This is a genomic window from Campylobacter concisus, from assembly GCF_015229965.1.
Taxonomy (GTDB): domain Bacteria; phylum Campylobacterota; class Campylobacteria; order Campylobacterales; family Campylobacteraceae; genus Campylobacter_A; species Campylobacter_A concisus_BD.
Genome location: NZ_JAAKZB010000003.1, coordinates 44,165 through 64,496, shown reverse-complemented (window position 1 = coordinate 64,496; position 20,332 = coordinate 44,165). Strand labels below are relative to the sequence as shown.

Annotated in this window: 14 protein-coding genes; all 14 read right to left on the bottom strand. The window is 41.6% G+C overall.

Annotated features, from left to right (window positions below; all coding sequences use genetic code 11):
• Positions 1-6: 6 nt before the first annotated feature.
• The 14 genes from dnaE to tyrS all read right to left on the bottom strand — a co-directional run bounded on the left by dnaE (position 7) and on the right by tyrS (position 20,329).
• Positions 7-3,618, bottom strand: coding sequence for a DNA polymerase III subunit alpha (gene dnaE, locus G6W43_RS02315; RefSeq protein ID WP_194169048.1), 3,612 nt, complete (start codon positions 3,616-3,618; stop codon positions 7-9).
• Positions 3,619-4,250: 632 nt separating this feature from the next.
• Positions 4,251-5,102 carry a universal stress protein gene (locus tag G6W43_RS02310; RefSeq protein WP_149720532.1) on the bottom strand — a complete coding sequence of 284 codons (852 nt, stop codon included), beginning with the start codon at positions 5,100-5,102 and terminating at the stop codon, positions 4,251-4,253.
• A gap of 18 nt (positions 5,103-5,120) precedes the next feature.
• On the bottom strand, positions 5,121-7,319 hold the full coding sequence (locus G6W43_RS02305; protein ID WP_194169047.1) for a polyribonucleotide nucleotidyltransferase: 2,199 nt from the start codon (positions 7,317-7,319) through the stop codon (positions 5,121-5,123).
• Positions 7,309-8,007 carry a sodium:proton antiporter gene (locus G6W43_RS02300; protein ID WP_103570193.1) on the bottom strand — a complete coding sequence of 233 codons (699 nt, stop codon included), beginning with the start codon at positions 8,005-8,007 and terminating at the stop codon, positions 7,309-7,311. The genes G6W43_RS02305 and G6W43_RS02300 overlap by 11 nt, the downstream gene beginning before the upstream one ends.
• Positions 8,008-8,020: 13 nt before the next feature.
• Positions 8,021-10,183 carry an LPS-assembly protein LptD gene (locus G6W43_RS02295; protein ID WP_194169046.1) on the bottom strand — a complete coding sequence of 721 codons (2,163 nt, stop codon included), beginning with the start codon at positions 10,181-10,183 and terminating at the stop codon, positions 8,021-8,023.
• Positions 10,176-10,625 (bottom strand): RDD family protein, encoded by a 450-nt coding sequence (locus tag G6W43_RS02290; protein ID WP_194169082.1) that lies wholly within the window; start codon positions 10,623-10,625, stop codon positions 10,176-10,178. Before G6W43_RS02290 ends, G6W43_RS02295 begins: the two co-directional genes overlap by 8 nt.
• Entirely contained in the window at positions 10,622-11,869 is a 1,248-nt protein-coding gene (purD, locus tag G6W43_RS02285) for a phosphoribosylamine--glycine ligase (protein ID WP_194169045.1), read from the bottom strand. Before purD ends, G6W43_RS02290 begins: the two co-directional genes overlap by 4 nt.
• 232 nt (positions 11,870-12,101) lie before the next feature.
• Entirely contained in the window at positions 12,102-12,740 is a 639-nt protein-coding gene (locus G6W43_RS02280; RefSeq protein ID WP_194169044.1) for a uroporphyrinogen-III synthase, read from the bottom strand.
• Positions 12,733-13,893: a multidrug effflux MFS transporter gene (locus G6W43_RS02275; RefSeq protein WP_194169043.1), complete on the bottom strand. Its 1,161-nt coding sequence runs from the start codon at positions 13,891-13,893 to the stop codon at positions 12,733-12,735. Before G6W43_RS02275 ends, G6W43_RS02280 begins: the two co-directional genes overlap by 8 nt.
• A 111-nt stretch (positions 13,894-14,004) precedes the next feature.
• Entirely contained in the window at positions 14,005-14,649 is a 645-nt protein-coding gene (locus G6W43_RS02270) for a cupin domain-containing protein (RefSeq protein WP_103611098.1), read from the bottom strand.
• Positions 14,650-14,724: 75 nt separating this feature from the next.
• Positions 14,725-16,590, bottom strand: a complete 1,866-nt coding sequence (mnmC, locus tag G6W43_RS02265; protein WP_194169042.1) for a bifunctional tRNA (5-methylaminomethyl-2-thiouridine)(34)-methyltransferase MnmD/FAD-dependent 5-carboxymethylaminomethyl-2-thiouridine(34) oxidoreductase MnmC — start codon at positions 16,588-16,590, stop codon at positions 14,725-14,727.
• The gene (locus tag G6W43_RS02260) at positions 16,587-18,032 is read right to left on the bottom strand and encodes an N-acetylmuramoyl-L-alanine amidase family protein (protein WP_107833159.1); all 1,446 of its coding nucleotides are present in this window, start codon (positions 18,030-18,032) and stop codon (positions 16,587-16,589) included. Before G6W43_RS02260 ends, mnmC begins: the two co-directional genes overlap by 4 nt.
• The gene (locus G6W43_RS02255) at positions 18,029-19,120 is read right to left on the bottom strand and encodes a nitronate monooxygenase (protein WP_103617123.1); all 1,092 of its coding nucleotides are present in this window, start codon (positions 19,118-19,120) and stop codon (positions 18,029-18,031) included. The genes G6W43_RS02260 and G6W43_RS02255 overlap by 4 nt, the downstream gene beginning before the upstream one ends.
• A complete protein-coding gene (gene tyrS, locus G6W43_RS02250; protein WP_103607601.1) occupies positions 19,121-20,329 on the bottom strand; it encodes a tyrosine--tRNA ligase in 1,209 nt (402 codons plus the stop codon).
• Positions 20,330-20,332: the final 3 nt, after the last annotated feature.

Below are 20,332 nucleotides of genomic sequence, written 5' to 3'. Positions count from 1 at the left end.
TTAAATTTACGCTGAAGCGGCGAGCTTTTCTATCTCTTCGCCTACATCGTCGCTTATGATAAACTCGGTCTTATAGATGAAAATTTCGCCAGTTGCTTCATTTTTTATCTTCAAAATTAGCCGTTTTTGATTATTTGGCGCATTTTTGCTAAAAACTAGCGAATAAATTTGCTCCAGCTTTTGCCTGCTAAGCTCGCTAAGGCTTAAAAGCACCTCTAGTTCGGCATACTCTCTTATCTTTTGAGGGGCGCTCGCCTCTTCGTTTTTGCTAAATTTAGAGTTTTGCTTTAGTTTTCTTGTCTTAAAGTCTAAATTTTGTGCATCTTCTAGGCTATAAACCTCGTTTAAATTTGTCCTTACAAACTGATCGTCGCGCGAGATATTTATCCTAAATGCATAAGGCAGATCGCGCTTTGCCTCGTCTTTTACGATATCTTCGATGTTGCCAAGCTCTCTTTCAAAGACGGCGATCTCGATGTTGCCGTGAAAGTCCAGCACATTTATAGTGCCCATTTTTTTGCCACTTTTTGTGATCCTCGTGCTAAAGTCCTCGATCTTGCCAACTACCAAAATTTCAGCACTTTGTGGCAAGGTTTCAAACTCGGAGCTTAGCGTGTATTTGATCTTATTTATCTCGTCCTTATAATCATCAAGCGGGTGACCTGAGAGGTAGATGCCAACACTCTCTTGCTCAAATTTCAAGATCTGTTTGATGTCAAATTCATCATCTATAGTGACGAAATTTATCTTCACATCATTCATGCTATCATCTTCGACAAATAGGCTCTCAGCCGCATTTTTACGTATCTGGGCTGCATTTTTGCAAGCTTCTACGATATTTTCTACATTTTGTAAAAGCATCTTGCGACTAAAGCCAAACTCATCGAAGCAGCCAGCTTTTATGAGGCTTTCAAAGACCTTTTTATTGACCTTAAATGGATCGATCCTTGAGACAAAGTCATCCATGCTCTTAAACTCGCCCTTTGCGTCACGCTCAGCGATGATGTTCTCAATTGCTGCTCCACCAACGCCCTTAATCGCTCCAAGACCAAATATAATGCCATCGTGACCCTCATTTTTAACGACGCTAAATTCTTTGGTTGATTTGTTGATAGATGGCGGCAAAGTATCGATGTTTATGCGTTTTATCTCATCGATGTAGCGAACGATCTTATCGACGTTGCTCTCCTCGCTTGTTAGAAGTGCCGCCATAAATTCAGCCGGATAGTAAGCCTTCAGATAAGCCGTCTGAAATGTGACATAAGCGTAGGCTGCGGAGTGAGACTTGTTAAAGCCATATCCTGCAAATTTAACGATTAGCTCGAAAAGATCGTCCGCTTTTTGACCATTTAGCCCTTTTGCCTCAGCACCTTTTACAAACTCGCCCTTTAGCCTATCCATCTCTTCTTTGATCTTTTTACCCATCGCACGGCGCACAAGGTCCGCACCGCCTAAGCTAAAGCCACCTATGGCTTGCACGATCTGCATGACTTGCTCTTGATAGACGATGACGCCGTATGTTGGCGCAAGGATCGGCTCAAGCTCCTTGAACGCGTATGTTATCTCCGCCTCGCCATGTTTTCTCTTGACGAAGTCATCAAGCATGCCACTCTCCATCGGTCCTGGGCGGTAGAGTGCTAGCATCGCGACGATATCCTCAAAGCAGTCTGGGCGCAGGCTAGTTCCTAGCTTTCTCATGCCCTCGCCCTCTATCTGGAAGATGCCGATGGCTTGGCCACTTTGTATCATTTTATAAACGCCAGAATCGTTTTTATCGACCTGCTCCCAGATGATGTCCCTACCAGTGCGCTGTTTAACGAGCTTGATCGCATTGTCGATAACCGTTAGCGTCTTAAGGCCAAGAAAGTCAAATTTTATTAAATCAACGTCTTCTAGGTATTTTAGACTATACTGCGTCACAAAGCGATCTTCTGGGCTGTTTGGCTGGCGAAATAGCGGGGTTTTGTTCCAAAGCTCTTCGTTTGAGATGACAACGCCTGCTGCGTGCTGACCGGCGTTTCTATTTAGTCCCTCAAGATCAAGGGCAAATTTCCAAATTTTAGCCGCCTTTGGGTTTTGACTTATTAGCTCAGCTATCTTTGGCTCTTTCTCGTAGGCATCTTTTAGCGTGATGTTAAGCTCATCAGGGATAAGCTTTGCCATCGCATCAGCCTCCGCATAAGGCATGTCGCAGACTCTAGCGACATCTCTAATGACACCTTTTGCAAGCAATTTACCAAATGTAATAACGCCTGCAACGTTAAATTTGCCGTATTTTTGCGTGACGTAGTCGATGATCTCGCCACGTCTGCTTTGGCAAAAATCCACGTCGATATCTGGCATGCTAACGCGCTCTGGGTTTAGAAATCTCTCAAAAAGCAGGTTGTATGGGATAGGATCAAGGTCGGTGATCTTTAGCGAGTAAGCGACCAAGCTACCAGCTGCGGAGCCACGTCCTGGACCAACTGGCACGCCTCTGCGCTTGGCTTCATTTATGAAGTCCCAAACGATCATCATATATCCTGGGAAATTCATCTTATTGATGATGCCGATCTCTATCTCAAGGCGCTTTCTATACTCTTCGTGTAAATTTTCAGGGACAAATTTCAGCCTCTCTTCAAGACCCTTTCTACACTCATGCTCGAAAAAAACAGCGTCATTTTTGAAGCTATATCTGTTTTCTGGCTCTGGGAGGGTCAAATTTCTCTCCTTAGCGCACTCAAGAGTAAATTTAAAATTTGGCGGAGTTGGGTTGCCAAGCTTGATCTCAAGGTTGCACTTATCCACGATCTCTTGGGTGTTTTCTATCACTTCAGGGATGTCTAAAAATAGCTCGTTCATCTGCTCTTTGCTTTTGACAAAAAACTCATGGACGCTGTGACGAAGTCGGTTTGGATCATCTAAGGTTTTGTTCATCGCGATGCACATGAAAACCTCGTGCGCAGCGGCTCTTTCTTTAAAAGTGTAGTGGGTGTCGTTTGTGGCGATGACCTTGATGCCAGTCTCTTTTGCGATACGCAAAATGTCATCGTCTATGCGCCTTTGATCGCCGATGCCGTGGCGCATGATCTCAAGGTAAAAGTCATCTCCAAAAATTTCTTTATACTCAAGCGCGACCTCTTTTGCCCTCTCGTAGCCTTTAGCGCCAAATTTAACGTTACGCTCGCTTAAATTTAGATGCCAGCTCACCTCGCCCTGCAAGCAAGCAGAGCTGCAAACTAGGCCCTCGCTATGCTCTTTTAAGATTTTTTTATTGATACGAGGATAGTAGTAAAAGCCCTCGATGTAGCTCATGGAGCTAAGATACATCAAATTTTTGTAGCCAGTCTCGTTTTTGGCGATTAGGATGAGGTGAAAGCGCTGTTTGGTGCTCTTGTCGTCGAGCTGCTCGCCGTTATGCACGTAAGCCTCGATGCCAATTAGCGGTTTTATCCCATTCTTTTTCATCTTTTTGTAAAAATCAATCGCGCCAAACATGTTGCCGTGATCCGTGATCGCTGCTGCCGTGTCGCCTCTGTCATGGAGCATGTGAGCTAGCTCTTCTATCTTGTTTGCTCCGTCTAGTAGGGAGTATTCGGTGTGTAAATGTAGGTGTGTAAAGCCAGAATTTTCACTCATTTTTTATCCTTTTTAATGAGCGGATTTTACAAAATTTTGGCTAATAAGGCGCTTGATGAAAGCTTAATGATAGCTTTAAAATTTAGAGATTTTTAAGTCTGTGACAAGAACAAAGCGCATGGTTAAGCTGTCATACTGCGTTCGTTTTATAACAAAGAGGCTCGAGCAAATTTTAAAATTTCATGAGCGAGTAATTTCGGCTCTAAAATTTGAGCTAAGCGGTAAGCAAAGCCAAATTTTAGTAGTCAATTCTTAGGAGTGAATGGAATTTTAAAATTTGCTCTGCGATATAAATTTATCAAAAGGGAGACAAGGGGACTCGAGTTACGGTCTGCTCGCAGTTACGAGACGAAGTCGAAGTAAATCCGTCCCCTTATCTCCCTTTATATCCCACAATCCCCTCGCACGTTAGAGGGGCATGCTTTAGTGCTACGCACTGCATGCGTTTTATTCAAAAAAGCCTCCATCAAATTTTAAAATTTATGAGTGAGTATATCACGCTTCTAAATTTAGTGGTGAGTTTTACGAAACCTAAATTTAGTAGTCTGCTAAGGCGAGTGAGTAAGATTTTAAAATTTGCAAAACGAAAAGATGAATTTATTAAATTAGATCGCGGACCAAGCCGCAATCCATTATAGATAAACTGGAATATTTGTATGTTCTAAGAAAAATCTTGATGTTCCGCCAAGGACCATCTCCATTAGCCCGTTTTCGCCGTATCTGCTGGCTACGATAAGATCTGCATTTCTATCATTTGCAGCTTTTAAAAGTGCCTCGCCAGGTATCGTTGTAGTTGCTATGATCTCAAAAGACGCGCTGATACCATGAATTTTAAAATACTCTTCAAGCTTTTTAAGATTTAGCTCGGCGTTATCACCAAGGCTTGCTTTTGAAGTGATGCACTGAACCTTTTTAGCGCTCTTTAAAAGATCGATCGCTCCAGTTAGGGCTCTTGAGCTTTGAGTTGTTCCTGTCCAGCTTACAAGGATATTATCAGCCTTAAAATCACGCATCTTTCTAGGGATAACGATCGCATTTTTGCCGCTTTTTAAAACAGCTGACTCAAATGTGCCAGTGATCTTGCCATCAAGTGGCACTGCAGCTACGACTAGATCGCAAAATTTACTCTCTTGCTCGACTATGGCACTTCTTTTTCCATTATGGATCGTGAAATTTGCAGTGCAGACATCTTCGATGATCTCATCGCTCACCTTTATGCCTAGATCGGCGCAAATTTTATTAAAAAGCTTTTCGTTCTCTTCGTGCTCAACTGCAAGCTCAGACTTGGCTGATTTTAAAAATTCCTCAAAAAGCACTCCGCCACGAAGCGTCATTTTCATATTATAAACCACGCTTGGATCTAGTTGGCAAGTGAGGATCTCCATGTGAGCTTTAAACCATTGTGCAACCTTTAAAGCACCGTAAATTCTTGGCTCGATATCGTCCCCTGCTCCTATTGGAAAAAGCAACTTTTTGTATTTCATCATCTATCCTTTAAAAATTTATTCAACCAAAGAGAGCGAAATTTTGTTTCCTTTTTGCTCGCTCACACACACTTTTACCTGATCGCCTACGTTTAATGGGCTCTTTATCTTTGAGATGTGAAGCAGACCATCAACACCGTCTTTTAGCTCGATAAATACTCCAAAATCAACCACGCTTTTTACGCTTCCAACAAACTCATCTCCGATATTAAATGTCGGTTTTACACGGTCTTTGTCGTGTTTAAACGGCTTTTTGCCAAATGAGCGAGAGTTCTCTTTTGAAGTGATAGAGATGATGTAGTCTTTTGCCGCATCGACGTTTTTCTTAGCGCCGCCTGCGATTTTAACCTCGCCTTTTTCTCTATCAAGGTCGATCGAAACTTCAAATTTCTCGATGATCTCTTTTATAGTCTTGCCAGCTTGACCGATGATATCTACGATCTTGCTTGGATCAACGTTAAATAGCTCAAGTTTTGGAAGCACGTCTTCGTTTATCTCTATATTTTTATCAGCCTGTGTCATTAGAGCAAGGATGTGCTCTCTGCCACGTTTTGCTTGATAAAGCGCCTCTTTTAGCACTTCTAGGCTGATGCCTCCAAGCTTGATGTCCATCTGAAGCGCTGTGATGCCATCACTTGTGCCAGCAACTTTAAAGTCCATATCGCCGTCGTGGTCTTCAAGACCCATGATATCAGTTAAAACAGCGTGTTTTTCACCTTCAAATATAAGACCCATCGCAACACCAGCGACAAGTTTTTGGGTATTGACCCCAGCTGCTCTAAGCGCGAGCGAACCACCGCAAACACTAGCCATCGAGCTTGAACCGTTACTCTCTAAAATTTCTGAAACGACCCTTATCGTATATGGAGAAGCTAGATCGATACTTGGTGCAAGGGCACGTTTGGCTAAATTTCCATGTCCAAGCTCACGTCTGCCTGGAGCTTTAAGCGGGCTTGCTTCGCCGACGCTAAAGCCTGGGAAGTTGTAGTTAAACATAAATTTCTCAACTAAAGGAGCTTTTTCAGTTAGGATGTCATACATCTGAGCATCGCTATCTGTGCCAAGAGTGGCGACAACTAGCGCCTGAGTTTGACCCCTTGTAAAGAGGCATGAGCCGTGAGCATTTGGAAGGATATTTGTCTCGATGCTAATAGGTCTAACCTCTTCAAGTCCGCGTCCGTCGGCTCTAACGCCCTCGTTTATGATCTGCTCTCTTACTATTTTCTTTTTATATTTACCAAGGACATTTGAGATGACAGCCTCGTCCCAGCCCTCTTTTTGAGCGACCTCATCGCTTGAAATTTGCTTAGCGATCTTGCCAAGCTCGCTTGCACGCTCACTCTTTGCCATTTGATTGATCGCGTTTTTAACCTCTGCTTTATAAAATTTATCGATGTAAATAGCGATATTTTCGTTTTCTATCTCTGGTTTTAGCTCAAGCGCAGCGTCTTCTTTTTTATGCTCTTTAAACGCCTCTTCATAAGCGCTGCTAGCTCTTAGTATAGCTTTACCAGCAAAGTCGATCGCCTCAACCATCTTATCTTCACTAAATTCATTCATCACTTGCTTTTGCGCCATGCTATCGCTTAGGCTAGGATCTATCATCGGCTCGATCGCTACCATCGGTATGAGCTGCGTAGTTTGCTGAGGCAAGCTTCTCATCTCGATCATCAAAAGCTCATCTTTTGTGCCAGCAACATAAAGATCGATCGCGCTTTGTTTTAGCTCAGAGTTGCTTGGATTTATAACAAATTTATCATCTATATAGCCAACTCTTACACCACAAACTGGGCGATTTACAGGGATGTCGCTAAGGTAAAGTGCAACTGAAGCCGCATTTAGGCTCACAACTTGCAAATCAACCTCAGGATCAGCTGAAAGCACCATGACAACGATCTGCGTTGGGTATGCGTAGCCTTTTGGAAAAAGTGGGCGAAGTGATCTATCAATGATGCGAGCCGTTAGTGTCTCAAAGTCGCCTGGCTTGGTCTCGCGCTTGACGTAACCACCTGGGATTTTGCCAGCTGCGTAAGCTTTTTCGATATATTGCACCGTTAGAGGCAAAAAGTCCTCTTCAACTTGCACATCTTCTCTTGCCACAGTTGCTAAAACTACGGTGTTTTTCACCCTTAAAAGCACTGCCCCACTAGCTTGTTTAGCTACTTTATTAAGGTCAAAAATTTCGACCTGATTATTGACTTCTATACTATATTGCATTATTTTTATCTCCTTGTTGTTTTTGTAACGGTAAATAGTGAGGGCTCTCTTCTAATATCGACATGATGCGCTCGCTCGTAGCCTCGATCTTTTTCTCGTAATACGAATCCACATCGATAAAATCAACGATCTTGTTTATCGTGTAAATTTCATCGACCATATCATTTAAATTTGCAAAGACATCAGTGGCTATCATCGGCGTTGCGTATGAGATGGACTTTACCTTCACATCAAGCAGCGTCTTTATACAAATGAGTGCCGTCATGCCAGTCTCACACCCCTCGTCGATCAGTAAAATATTCTTACCCTTTAGCTCTCCTATCAAATTTCCTTTTCGGTATTTATAGACATTTTTTAAAATTTTCTCTTCATATTTTCTATGCGCTTCGCCGTAGATGTAGTCATAGCTTATGTTAAAAGCTTTTATGAGAGGATCGTTTAGCACGATATCCTCAGTTTCACTAACTATCGCTACGTCGCATTCGCTGTTGTTTGGCGCAGGGATTGGCTCGCTAAAGAGCATCTCATAGCTTAAATTTAACCCCCTGCAAACCACATCAGTCAGGATAACTGACTCAAGCGACATGCAAAGAACTATCGTCTTAGCGTCATTTAGCTCTTTTTTTGGCAAGATCTCGATGAGCTTGTTAGCTGCATCTAGTTGATCTTTAAATTTAACGCTTGTCATTTATCTAGCCATCTTATTTGCTACTTGATGAAGTGGTGCTGCTTTGTGAAAAGTCATAGTGCAAGCCGCCCATCGGATAGAAATTTATAGTAAAGTAGATGCCGCTTTTCTTAGTTGAGGCTGAGCCATTTGTCGTTGTTGTAGGCTCGACATCGTGTTGGTAAATTAGCCCGTAGTTCCAGCACTTCCTTTGATGAAGCACGCCAACTCTCCAGCTCTTTGTGTAGCTTCTCTCAAGGTCGTATTGCCAGCCACCGATTAGGCTATATTGATGCGGGAGCTTCACACCAGCACTGCTGGTAAAGTAGCTATCTTTTGTTGCACTATTTTTAGCCTTGCTGTCGCTCTTTTTCATCGTATGGAGCATATTTATCCAAAATAGATCGTGCGTATAGTAAAGTCCGTTTTGCACCTTTTTAAGCTCTCTGTCTTTGTGTGAGTACTCAAGCTTGTTATAAACGCTAAAATTCTCAAACGGATATAGGTAGATGGCATTTTTTAAATTTGAATACTCATCATCTTTTGTGTAGTAACCTTGTGATATGCTATGTTTTACGACTTTTCTACCACTGCCGTTAAAGAAATACTGTGTCAAATAGCCAGAAACTTCCTCTTTGCTCTGATCTTGAGCTAAGAAATTTTCATACTCATTTAGATCTTTATCGTAGATAAACTCATCGTCTAAATTTCCTTTTCTATAGCCTGGCAGCAAGTACTCAGCACCAAAATTTAAAGTGTGATAAAAGCTCTCATACGCCTTTGCAAGGTCTGTGTGAAGGGCAAATTTATGGTAGTTATTTACAAAATTTGCGTGTTTATCTTCTCTTTTGTCATCAAATGAATTTATCTTGTTTTCGTAGTTTATCCTTGAAGCGTAAAGGTACTCGTAAAACGAGAATGTTAGGCTATCATCAAACAGTGGCACATGCACTGAAGCTGGCAAAGTAAATTCATACTGAGTTGCTCTAACGCCTATCTTTCTATCATATCTGTGCGATTGAAGATCGAGCGAGTATAAGATATTTGGCAAGACTATGTCATCTGTAAATTTATGATACTGAAGCGATGGAAGCTCTTGAAGCGTATCTTTGTTTTCGTTCTTTGAGCCGATCTTTTCGGTATCTATGTAGTATTTCGCATAGGCACCAAAGTAGTGATCGTCATTTGCGATGAAGTAGTTAAATTTAGAGGTCACAAGCGAGTCGTAGTCATCGTCTCTGCCCTTTAAATTTAGATAGTCTATATCATTTAGCTTGGTTGCATCTATCCACATGCCCTCTTGCAGATCAGCCTCACTAAGGTATTTTATGAGTTTATCTCTTTCATATTTTAGCCCGACACCTTTGTGAGTTTTGTTTTTTAGCTCAGCTCTGTTTGAAGTCTCGCTTTTTTGCTTGGCTCGGTAGCTATTTTTATCAGTAAATGAACCAAAGCTGATCTCACCTCTTGAATCAGGCGAATCAGTAAATCTAAAAGCACCGTAAATTCCAGCGCCTCTGTTTGTTCTTATCTGCGGATCAAACTCCAGATCCCACTGGTTATAAGGAGCAAAATAGACTGGCTGCTTATAGTAAAAGCCCTCTGACTTGCCATATCCAAGCTCTGGTGGCAAAAGTCCTGTCCTTCTTGTAGTATCAGTTGAGAAGCCAAAGTATGGCAGGTAAAAGACTGGTACGTTTGCTATGCGAAAGACTGGGTTAAAAAGATGCAAAAATTTACTCTGTTTGTTTAGCATGGCTGAGCTTGAGGTGATGCTCCAGTCAGGGTCTTGGACGTTGCAGCTTGAAACCATCGCCTTTCTTACTCTGTAGTACTCGCTATCAGAGCTGCTCTCATCGCTTCTCATCCACACTTCCATGTCTTTGTTCATCATAAAGAGCGACTCAAAGGCAGCGTTGTTGTTTTTTAAATTTAGCTTGGCGTAGTTTGAGCGAGAGACCTCATCTTTGCCTTTCATCATATTGACATTGCCAAATAGCTCAATGACTGAGTTGTTTTGATCATAAACAGCACAATCAGCCGTCACAAGATACTCTTGCGAATATACAACGACGTTTTTGTTTGCCGTTACGATGCCTTTATCTTGCTTCACATCATCAGCCAATAGCTGCACATCTTGCACTGCTGCACTTAAACTAAAAACACAAACCGGAATTAAAAATAAAATTTTACGCATTTATCACCACTGTTTTTGCTATTTTGTCTTGCCACGTCTGCCTTGCAGGGTTTGAAAGTGCCCAAGCAAAGCCAAGATAAAAACAAGCTTCACTAACTATCCTAAAGACCGCCCTAACAAGACTTTGAGTTAAATTTGGCTTATCTAAAATTTCTACATTTATACACATCGTCTTTGTTATCATCTGCCCGAGGCTAGCGCCATAATACCAAACAAAAAATGTGTGATAGATGACTTTTAAAGCAACCACTTGCCAAAATAAATTTAATACCAAATTTCTAGCATCATCATAGTTAGTGCTAGTAGAAAGTGACTCCCAATAGATGATCATAAAAAGAAACGAAACTATGATCTCATCGATAGAAAACGCCATGATCCTCTTAGCAAAAGGAGCAAGTGAAATTTCTTCGTTTTGAAGCTTCTCTTCTATCTGCATACTCATTTTAGAGCCTGCCACGCGATATCTTTTCTATAGTGTGCTCCGTCAAATTTGACATTTTCGCAAAGCTCATAGGCCTTATCACGTGCCTCTTTTATGCTCTTTGCAGTCGCCACGCAGACTAGCACTCTGCCCCCATCTGCGTAAATTTCATCACCCTCTTTGCTCACGCCTGCGTAAGCTATATGGGCATCTTTTACATCATTTAATACTGAAATTTTAGCCTTTGGGCTACTTTTATAAGGATAGTTTTTGCTAGACATTACGACGCCAACAGCAAATTCATCTTTTAAACTAATAGGCTTTAGCTCGCCTTTTGCAGCGTTTAGTAAAATTTCACTCAAATTTCCATCGATCAAAGGCATCAAGACCTCGCACTCAGGATCGCCAAATCTCACGTTAAACTCAAGCACATAAGGCTCATTTTTCACGATCATCAGCCCCACAAAAAGCACTCCACAAAACGGATTACCTTCGTTTTTCATCCCTTTTAGCGTAGGTTTTACCACCTCTTCTTCGACCCTTTTTACTAGCTCACTTGAAGCAAGCGGACTTGGAGCATAAGCGCCCATACCGCCAGTATTTGGACCCTCGTCGTTATCAAGTAGGCGTTTATGGTCTTGCGCCACTGGCAAGCTTACGAAATTTTCGCCGTCACAAATGGCAAAAAAACTAAGCTCAAAGCCGTCTAAGAACTCCTCAACCACCACAAATTTACCAGCATCACCAAAGCTAGCCCCACTTAGCATATCGCTAACTGCCTCTTTGGCCTCCTCTTTAGAATTTGCGATGATCACGCCTTTTCCAGCGCAAAGTCCATCAGCCTTTACGACCATCGGAGCACTTAGGGTATCAATAAATTTAAATGCTTTTTCTTTATCGTTTGTATTTAAATATTTTGCAGTTTTTATATTATTTCTAGCTAAAAAGTCCTTCATATAGGCCTTGCTAGCTTCAAGTCTGGCTGCTGCTTTGCTTGGTCCAAAGATGAGCAAGCCCTCTTTTTTAAAGATATCCACCACGCCTTCGCTAAGAGGCGCTTCAGGTCCCACGATAGTTAGTTCGATACTATTTTTTTTGGCAAAATCTGCTAGTTCATGAAAGTCTTTTATGTTTAAATTCTCGCCAAGGCGTGAGGTCGCACCATTTCCAGGCGCAAAGTATAAATTTATATCGTTTTTTTCACTTTTTAGCTTAAGAGCGATGGCGTATTCGCGGCCGCCACTTCCTATTATGAGAATGTTCATATTATCTCCGTAAATTTAAAAACCCAAGTGGGCGTCGCATAGAAGAGTGGCCCATAAACAAAGCCAATCTTGCAAATAGATGGATACCAAAAGGTTGCAACTTCTCGCTGTTTAAGGCTCAAACGAAGCCACATCGCAAGGCACCCATACCTTTTCGCTAACAAAAAAGTGTTGGACCCCGTAAAATGCTGACTCGCTTCACTCAGGCAATAAAATTATATAAATTCTTTGCTTAAAGTAACGTTTTGGCAAGTGCGATACAAGCGTTTATATCTTGATTTTGGCTCACTATTGGCGTGCTAAATTTTAGCTCTTTTGCAGTGACCTTTCCGATGCTTATCGTCTGATAGCTATCGTCCCAACCAAAATTAGTAAGAAAATTTCTCACATTTATCGGAGATGCGAAGATCAAAATGCTATTTTTTGGTGGTTTTAGCTCCATTTTGCAAGGATTTAAGACATTTTCATAAGCGATGACCGATTTTATATTTACGCCACCCTTTTGTAAAATTTCTAAGAAATTTGAAGCGCTATCTTTACCTTTTAGATAAAGCACATTTTTGCCCTTTAAAAGTGGCAAAATTTCTCTCGCAAAGTCATCTCCGTGAGCGTTTTGTCCAGTGTAAATTTCACTAAAACCAAACTCTTTTGCAGATGTTGCGCAACTATTTGCGATAGCAAAAACTGGTAAATTTATAGGCGAAATGTCATTAAATTTTAAAGACTTAAAAGCATTTTTAGAGGTTGCCACAAGTGCGTCAAATTCGCTTAAATTTATCTCAAATTTCAAAAACTCTATCTTGCTAACGCTTAAATTTACAACGCTCTCATCAGCCGTTTTTGTGTTTGAGACAAGATAAATTTTACGCAACTCTTTTTAGCCCTAAAAATGAGATAAAAGCAAGCACGCTGCAAGCCAAAATGGCTATTGAAGTCGAGTAAAAAATGTCACCAAGCCCAACTAATGGCGAGATGATGCCGCCTAAGAAAAATGGGCAAAATCCAAGCACCGCTGAGGCTGAGCCAGCATACTCTCTGCCCTCATTCATCGCAAGTGATGAGGCTGTTGGTAAGATGAAGCCAGTAAAGAGTAAAAGCAAAAAAAATGCGATGATAACGCCGATCACTTCAAATTTAAAGAAAAGCACAAACGCTATAAAAATGCTAGCAAACAAGGTGCCAAAAAGCCCAGTTTTTAGCGCTTTACGTTCATTTAGCAAGCTTGCAAGCCTAGCACCTATGACGATGGCTAGGCCATTTGCCGCAAAGCAAAAGCTGTAGCTTACTGGGCTTAGCAGGTAAAACTCTTGTAAGATAAAAGAAGATGCCGCGATATAGGCAAACATCGCAGCCATCGTAAATGTCTGGATCGCAATAAATAGCATAAATTTCTTTTTTCTTAAAATTTTGCCAAAGACACTGTAGGTCTGAAGCAAAGGCACTTTTAGGCGGTTAGCAGGGCTTAGGCTCTCTTTGAAGTAAAAATTTGCGATAAATAGCAAAATACCGATGATCGTTAGCGCCATAAAGATGCCGCGCCAGTCGGTAAATTTAAGTAGCAAGCTGCCGCCTATGGGCGAAAATATCGGAGCAAGACCATTTACAACCATCATAAGACTAAAAAATTTAGTCATCTCGTGACCCTTGTAAAGGTCGCTCACAACGGCTCTTGAGATAACCAGACTACCTGCACTTGCAAGCCCTTGGATGATGCGCATAAAGATAAAAAACTGGATATTTTGCGCAAAAAATATAAAAATCGTGCTTATCGTGTAGACGATGAGCGAGATGGTAAGTGGTGTTTTTCGGCCAAATTTATCGCTGATTGGGCCAACTATTAGCTGACCTATCGCAAGGCCTGCCATCGAGGTTGTAAGGGTTAGTTGGGTTGCTGAAACGCTTGTGCTAAACCACTCAGTTATGGCTGGAAGTGCTGGCAGGTAAAGGTCTGTGACAAATGGTCCAAATGCTGAAAGCGCGCCCAAAAATAGTAGTAAAAATGGTTTGGAATTTTCTTTTTTCATAGCTCTTCTTCAAATTTTAAAGAGATTATATTATGACTTTGCTTTTTGGGTTATTAAGGGTAAATTTAATGTGATTTATAAAAGAGAAAAGCCCTAAAATAGGGCTTATTTTTACATTTTGTCTTTTGTGACGATTAGAAGCATTTTGAATTTGTCTTTCACTTTTAGGCCATGTGGGATCTTGCCTGGAAGCACGATACTATCGCCTTTTACTAGATGAAAGCTCTCATCAGCTATCTTTAAATCAAGCTCACCATCAAGCGCGATAAGTAGCGCATCGCCAGGGGCAGCGTGGGTTGAGAGCTCTTGGTCTTTGTCAAAACTAAGTAGTGACATTGAGCCATTTTCGTTTTTGACAAGCGTTTTGCTAACTATCTTGCCACTCTCGTAGCTAACGGCATCTGCGAGACTAAAGACACTCGCTTTGTCTAAATGATCTATCATAACATTCTCCTTAAAATCTATTAGTAAATATTTTGTTTTCTTTGTAAATTTGAGCTTTCGCCAGGTTTTTGCCTCGATAAGGCAGGCCTCATCGCGTCCAAGCTTCATCTGCTTTTCGCCATACTCAAGCTGCGCTTCGCCATCAATGACGAAGGCAAGGCTGTCTATAAAAAGCATCTCGTGATCAAGCTCCTCGCCCTCGTCAAATGCGTATATATCGACACTTGCGTTTTTGTTTTGAAAGAGCCTTTTACTAACGACGCTTTTTTCAACTATCTTTGTGTCTTTGTTGAGATTGTAAATTTGACTCATTTTCTATCCTTTTTTTTGTGAAGGATTATAATGCAAGTTTTGATAATAGTTCTTAACTTATGTTAAGGAATTTGACTATTTTAGTCCTTTTTTTAGCTTTCTTATCAAAAATCTAGCAGGATGAAGCTCGTAAAATAGCGATCTTTCTATGCAAAGTGGGCGAGCAAGCACAAGATCTGTTATCAAATTTGCTCCAAGTATCGCCGTACCAAGGCCACGTGAGCCATGAGCGAAATTTACAAAGAGATTTTTTTCGTAGCTTGCTTTTTTGTTGTTATCTTTATTTTTACTCCAAAATAGCCCTTTGTAGTTTTGCTTGTAAAACGTCTCATCGTGCAAGGCGCCGATTATCGGAAATCTATCTCCGCTGTAACTTCTATATCCCACACGTGAGCCGATGATGGTTGCTTCTCTAGTGTCAAAAAACTCGCTCACGTCGCTTAAATTTTTAGCATTATCCTCAGATTTAGGCGTATCGCAAATTTCATTTCTAGCGTAGGTTGCACCGATGACTTGCACCCCTTTGACGGCTGGGCAGATGTAGCCCTTTGCACTTAGTGGCAAGGTGTTTTTAAGAAGTGGCTTTAGGTGCGTGACTTGACCTCTGACGCTACTTATTTGCATGTCATAGCCTTTAAAAATTTCACTACTTTTACTACCTGTGCAAAAGACCAAGATATCAGCCTTCAAGCTTTTTTTATTTTTAAATTTAACGCTTATCTTGCCATTTTGCAGGTGCGTCCTGCTCTCATACTCGTGGTTAAATAAAATTTCAAAATTACCTGATAGAAATTTACAAATTTCTTTTGGTCTAGCGTATGCCGCCTCTTTTATAAATATCCCAGGATATGGCTTTAAGCTCTCATCAAATTTAAAAACATCCTCCGCGCTTTGATCCTGCCACGATGCGTATCTTTTAACAAGCTCATCATCAAACGCATAGTCGATGCAGCCATTAAATTTGATGAGGCTTTTTGGTAAATTTGCCTTGTAAAATCTCACTGCTTGCAAAAACGCATTTATGTGCATGCGGCCTAAATTTACCCCTGGCTTCGTAACTAATGGCATCAATGCGCCGCAGTGGTTGCCTGAGCCATTTGTCGCGACTTCATTCTTTGCCTCAGCAATCACCACTTTAAAGCCATTTTTGGCCAGTTCTCCAGCAGTGGCAAGCCCAGCTACACCTGCTCCTATAACAAGCGCTGTTTTGCCTTTTACGCTGGCGACTGGCTCGCACCTCGCAAACCAAGCGTCCTTTAAATTTTCATCCTTTTTCTCTAGCACGGCGATACTCATCTGGCGTTTTCTAGCGTAGCCCTCTTTTAGGCTCAGTAAAAAGCCAGCATTTTTTAGCCCATCTTTTACCATTTTTGCGCACGAGTAGGTTCTAACTATGGTACCAACCCTGCTTAGCCTTGCTATCTCTTTAAAGACCTCTTCGCTCCAGATCGAGCCATTTTTGCTTGGGGCAAAGCCGTCTAAGAACCAGATATCAGCGGTAAAATCAAGCTCAGGCAAAATTTGATCTGCCTCGCCGTAGCAAAGATCAAGAGTGATATTTGGCGCAAAATTTATGCGGTGTATGCCTGAGATTAGCGGTGGATAGAGCGAAACTAGCTTTTTAGCATAGGCTTTAAAAATGCCTAAATTTTCATAAATTTTTAAAAGATCTTCTTTTTTGATAGGACTTTTTTCGATGCTAACGAAGTGAAGTTTTTTGGAGCTATTTTTAAATTTCTTACAAAGCGTGAAGAAATTTAGCCCAGCGCCAAAGCCAGTCTCAGCGACTATAAAGCTATCTTTGCTCTGCCAAATTTCATCAAGTGCGCTCGCAAAGACAAATTCGCTCTCAAGCCAAGGCTTGTCAGTATTAAAGTAGATGTCGCCAAACTCTTCATTAAATGGAATTTGTCCTTTAAAGCTTAAATTTGCATTTTTCATCTATTTTTTGCGAAATATCCATCTATGCCGTTTGCGATGCCGTTTGCAAGGGCTTTTTGATAGGCCTCGTTAAAGAGTTTTTCACCCTCGACTGGATGCGTGATATATCCGATCTCGACAAGAACTGCCGGCATAAGAGCGCCCACGAGCACCCAAAATGGCGCCTCTCGCACGCTGCCGTCGCTGGCTGCATAGACCTTTCTAGCACTTGCTAAAATTTCTTTTTGGATGTCGATACCAAGCTTGTTTGAGGCGATGATCTTCTCGCGGTTTAGCACGTTTAGAAACGTTTGCTGCGAAAAGTAGTTCATCTCTTCGATGTCTGATTTGTTTTCAAGTGCGGCTGCGTTTTTGCTGCGCTCGCTCCTTGCAGGCGATAAGAAAAATGTCTCGATGCCGTGCATGCTCTTTGCTTTAGCAGCGTTTGGAGCGGCGTTTGCGTGGATGGATACAAAGAGGTCAGCCATCTTGTCGTTTGCAAATTTCGTTCTTGATCTTAAATTTATAAAAACGTCAGTTGATCTGGTGAAATAGACCTTGTAGCCACGAGATTTTAGTATCTCGCCAAGCTTTTTGGCTACACCTAAAACGGCTGTTTTTTCTTTTAAACTGCCATTTACCGCGCCTGGATCTGTGCCGCCATGCCCTGGGTCGATGACGATCGTTTTGTTGCGTGAAAATTTACCCGCAGCAACTGGAGGCAAGGGCTCTTCTACTGGCTCACTTTGTGCTGGCTCAGACTTTAAATTTGGCTCTACTGCGCTTTGTGCTGGCTTTTCATTTTTATTTTTAAGCTTATGAAGTGGCGCTCTTACATTTTCATTTGAAATGAAATTTTGAGCGCTGATTATTAGCAAATCCCCAGTCGCATTTGCTTTTATCGTCTTTTGCACCTTGTCAGAAAAGATGATCCTGACGGTGTTTTTGTCATACTGAGAGATGTGGATGTAGTCTGAGATGAAATTTTTATAAGTTAGTGGGTTGCCATTTAGCCTGCCATCAATGTCCATGATATTTTTGTAGGCATTTTGCTGTTTGGCAAACGATGTTTTTAGCCTTTCGGTATCTAGCTTTGTGTTAAATTTAAGCACCAAGGTGTCATTTACCTTTGTGGCACTTAGTAGCGTTAAAGCTGGCGAAACCGCTGGCGCGCTGGCACCTTTTACGCCGTTTATCGCATTTAGGTCTCTTATATATGCGCTTGAGTCAAAGCCAAGCGCCTTTGAGCTTGTTATGAGCCTAGTGAGTGCCTGCTTTTTCGTGTTTTTGTCGTTTTTAATGATCGCATCGACGTAGATATTTTTTATATCGTTGTGAAGCTTGATCTTAGCACTTCTGTTTAGAGCCATAAAATTTCTATCAAATTTGGCAAAAGTCTCCGAATTTGTCGCCGCAAAAAGAAAACTAAATGCTAGAAAAAGAGATATTAAAACCCGTTTCATTCACCATGTACCAGCTTATGCATTAGCTCTTTTACGCTTATTAGCTCTTTTAGTTTGTAGCCGTTTGCTCCCGTGAAAAATAGCCCGCTCTCTTTTTTGCCGCTATATGCGTCAAATAGCCTATCCGCGATGCAGTATCCCACCTGCTTTGCCTCTTTGCCTCTTTGGCAAGGGCTCACGCAGTTGCTTATGCACTGGATCTTTGGACCCATTCTTTTATCGACTAAATTTATCAAATTTGTTCTTATCCCGCGAGCTGGGTAGCCAACTGGGCTCTTTATAAGCTCGATGTCTTTCTCTTCAGCTGCTAGCAAGACCTCTTTAAAGCCGATGTCTGCGTCACACTCATGGGTGCCGATGAAGCGTGTGCCCATCTGAACGCCATTTGCTCCAAGCGATATCGCCTTTTCGATGTCGTTTTTATCCCAAATTCCACCAGCTGCGATGAGAGGGAAGTCGCCCCACTCTTTGATCTCAGCTTTTACCTGCGGGATGAGATTAAATAGTGAAAACTCAGGATCAAGGCACTGCTCGTATGTAAAGCCCTGATGGCCGCCACTTAGAGGTCCTTCAAGCACGACAGCATCTGGCAAGCGCTCATATCTTTGAAGCCAGCGCTTACAGATGATCTTTAGTGCTTTTGCACTTGAGACGATCGGCACTAGTGCTATCTCTTTAAAATTTTGTGTAAATTCAGGTAAATTTGTAGGCAAGCCTGCACCTGAGACAATGATGTTTATACCAGCCTCGCAAGCATCTTTTACCACCCTTGCGTAGTCGTTTGCAGCATACATTATATTTACGCCAAGTGGCAAATCACCGCAAATTTTACGTGCATTTTCTATGACTGCTCGAAGACCTCTTGTAGAGTAGAAATTTTCGCTTCCAAAAGGCTTTGCGTTTAGCTCTTTATCTATAAATTTGCGGTTTTCATAGTAGCCTGTGCCGACTGAACTAATTATGCCAAGACCGCCTTCTAAGCTCACATTGCCAGCTAGTTTGTCCCAGCTGATGCCAAGCCCCATACCGCCTTGAAATATCGGGTATCTTATCTCGTATTTACCTATTTTTAATGGCTTTAACTCCATTTATTCAACCTTTATCTTCGCAAATTTACGTTTTCCAACCTGCAAGATATACTCGCCTGCTCCTAATTTTAACTGCTCATCACTAATTTTTTCTTGATTGACGCTAACTGCATTTGCTTTTATATCTCGCCTTGCTTGAGAATTTGACTCACTTAGCCCACACTGAGATAAGGCTTCAACTATCCAGATCGGCGCTTTTAAACTAAATTCTTTCATATCAGTTGGGAGCTGATTTTGAGAGTGCACGCTGTTAAATTCAGCCATAGCAGCCTTAGCAGCCTCCTCGCCATGATACCTCGCTGTTATCTCATAAGCAAGATCCTCTTTCGCCTTTTTTGGATGATATTTGCCACTATTTACGTCATTCATCAGCTCTTCTATCTCGCCAAGTGTTTTTGTGCTTAGTAGCTCGTACCAGCGCCACATAAGCTCGTCACTTATGCTAAGCGTCTTTGCAAACATATCATTTGCATTTTCAGTAACGCCTATGTAGTTGCCAAGGCTCTTACTCATCTTATTTACGCCATCAAGCCCCTCAAGAAGTGGCATCATGATGACAGCTTGCTCTTTGCCGATATTATATGTTCGCTGCAAAGTTCTACCCATTAGAAGGTTAAATTTCTGATCTGTGCCACCCATCTCGATGTCGCACTTCATAGCAACGCTATCATAGCCTTGAAGAAGCGGATACATAAACTCTGAGATTGATATAGGATTGCCCGCTTTTATCCTCTTTTCAAAGTCATCTCGCTCTAGCATTCTAGCTACTGAAAATGTGCTAGTTAGCTCGATTATCCCAGCAGCGCCAAGCTCATTTGACCATTTTGAGTTAAACATGATCACGGTTTTTTTAGGATCTAAAATTTTAAAAACTTGCTCTTCGTAGGTTTTTGCATTTTTTAAAACGGTCTCTTGATCTAGCTTTTTTCTAGTGGCTGACTTGCCTGTTGGATCGCCTATTTGAGCGGTAAAATCACCTATCAAAAACTGCACGATCGCGCCATGTTTTTGAAGCAAAGCCATCTTGTTTAAAACGACTGTGTGACCTAGGTGAAGGTCTGGAGCTGTTGGGTCAAAGCCTGCTTTTACGTAGAAATTTTCGCCTTTTTCATAATAATTTTTAACTAAATTTTCAACTCTCTCAGCATCGATCATCTCGGCAACGCCGCGGTTTATCTCTTGTAAAATATCATCTATATCTTGAACCATTTT

Coding starts and splice junctions, on each gene's coding strand:
- G6W43_RS02260 (WP_107833159.1), bottom strand. CDS start 18,032: ATGAAACGGGTTTTAATATCTCTTTTTCTAGCATTTAGTTTTCTTTTT.
- G6W43_RS02275 (WP_194169043.1), bottom strand. CDS start 13,893: ATGAAAAAAGAAAATTCCAAACCATTTTTACTACTATTTTTGGGCGCG.
- G6W43_RS02305 (WP_194169047.1), bottom strand. CDS start 7,319: ATGCAATATAGTATAGAAGTCAATAATCAGGTCGAAATTTTTGACCTT.
- purD (WP_194169045.1), bottom strand. CDS start 11,869: ATGAACATTCTCATAATAGGAAGTGGCGGCCGCGAATACGCCATCGCT.
- G6W43_RS02300 (WP_103570193.1), bottom strand. CDS start 8,007: ATGACAAGCGTTAAATTTAAAGATCAACTAGATGCAGCTAACAAGCTC.
- G6W43_RS02290 (WP_194169082.1), bottom strand. CDS start 10,625: ATGAGTATGCAGATAGAAGAGAAGCTTCAAAACGAAGAAATTTCACTT.
- tyrS (WP_103607601.1), bottom strand. CDS start 20,329: ATGGTTCAAGATATAGATGATATTTTACAAGAGATAAACCGCGGCGTT.
- mnmC (WP_194169042.1), bottom strand. CDS start 16,590: ATGAAAAATGCAAATTTAAGCTTTAAAGGACAAATTCCATTTAATGAA.
- G6W43_RS02270 (WP_103611098.1), bottom strand. CDS start 14,649: ATGAGTCAAATTTACAATCTCAACAAAGACACAAAGATAGTTGAAAAA.
- G6W43_RS02295 (WP_194169046.1), bottom strand. CDS start 10,183: ATGCGTAAAATTTTATTTTTAATTCCGGTTTGTGTTTTTAGTTTAAGT.
- G6W43_RS02310 (WP_149720532.1), bottom strand. CDS start 5,102: ATGAAATACAAAAAGTTGCTTTTTCCAATAGGAGCAGGGGACGATATC.
- G6W43_RS02255 (WP_103617123.1), bottom strand. CDS start 19,120: ATGGAGTTAAAGCCATTAAAAATAGGTAAATACGAGATAAGATACCCG.
- dnaE (WP_194169048.1), bottom strand. CDS start 3,618: ATGAGTGAAAATTCTGGCTTTACACACCTACATTTACACACCGAATAC.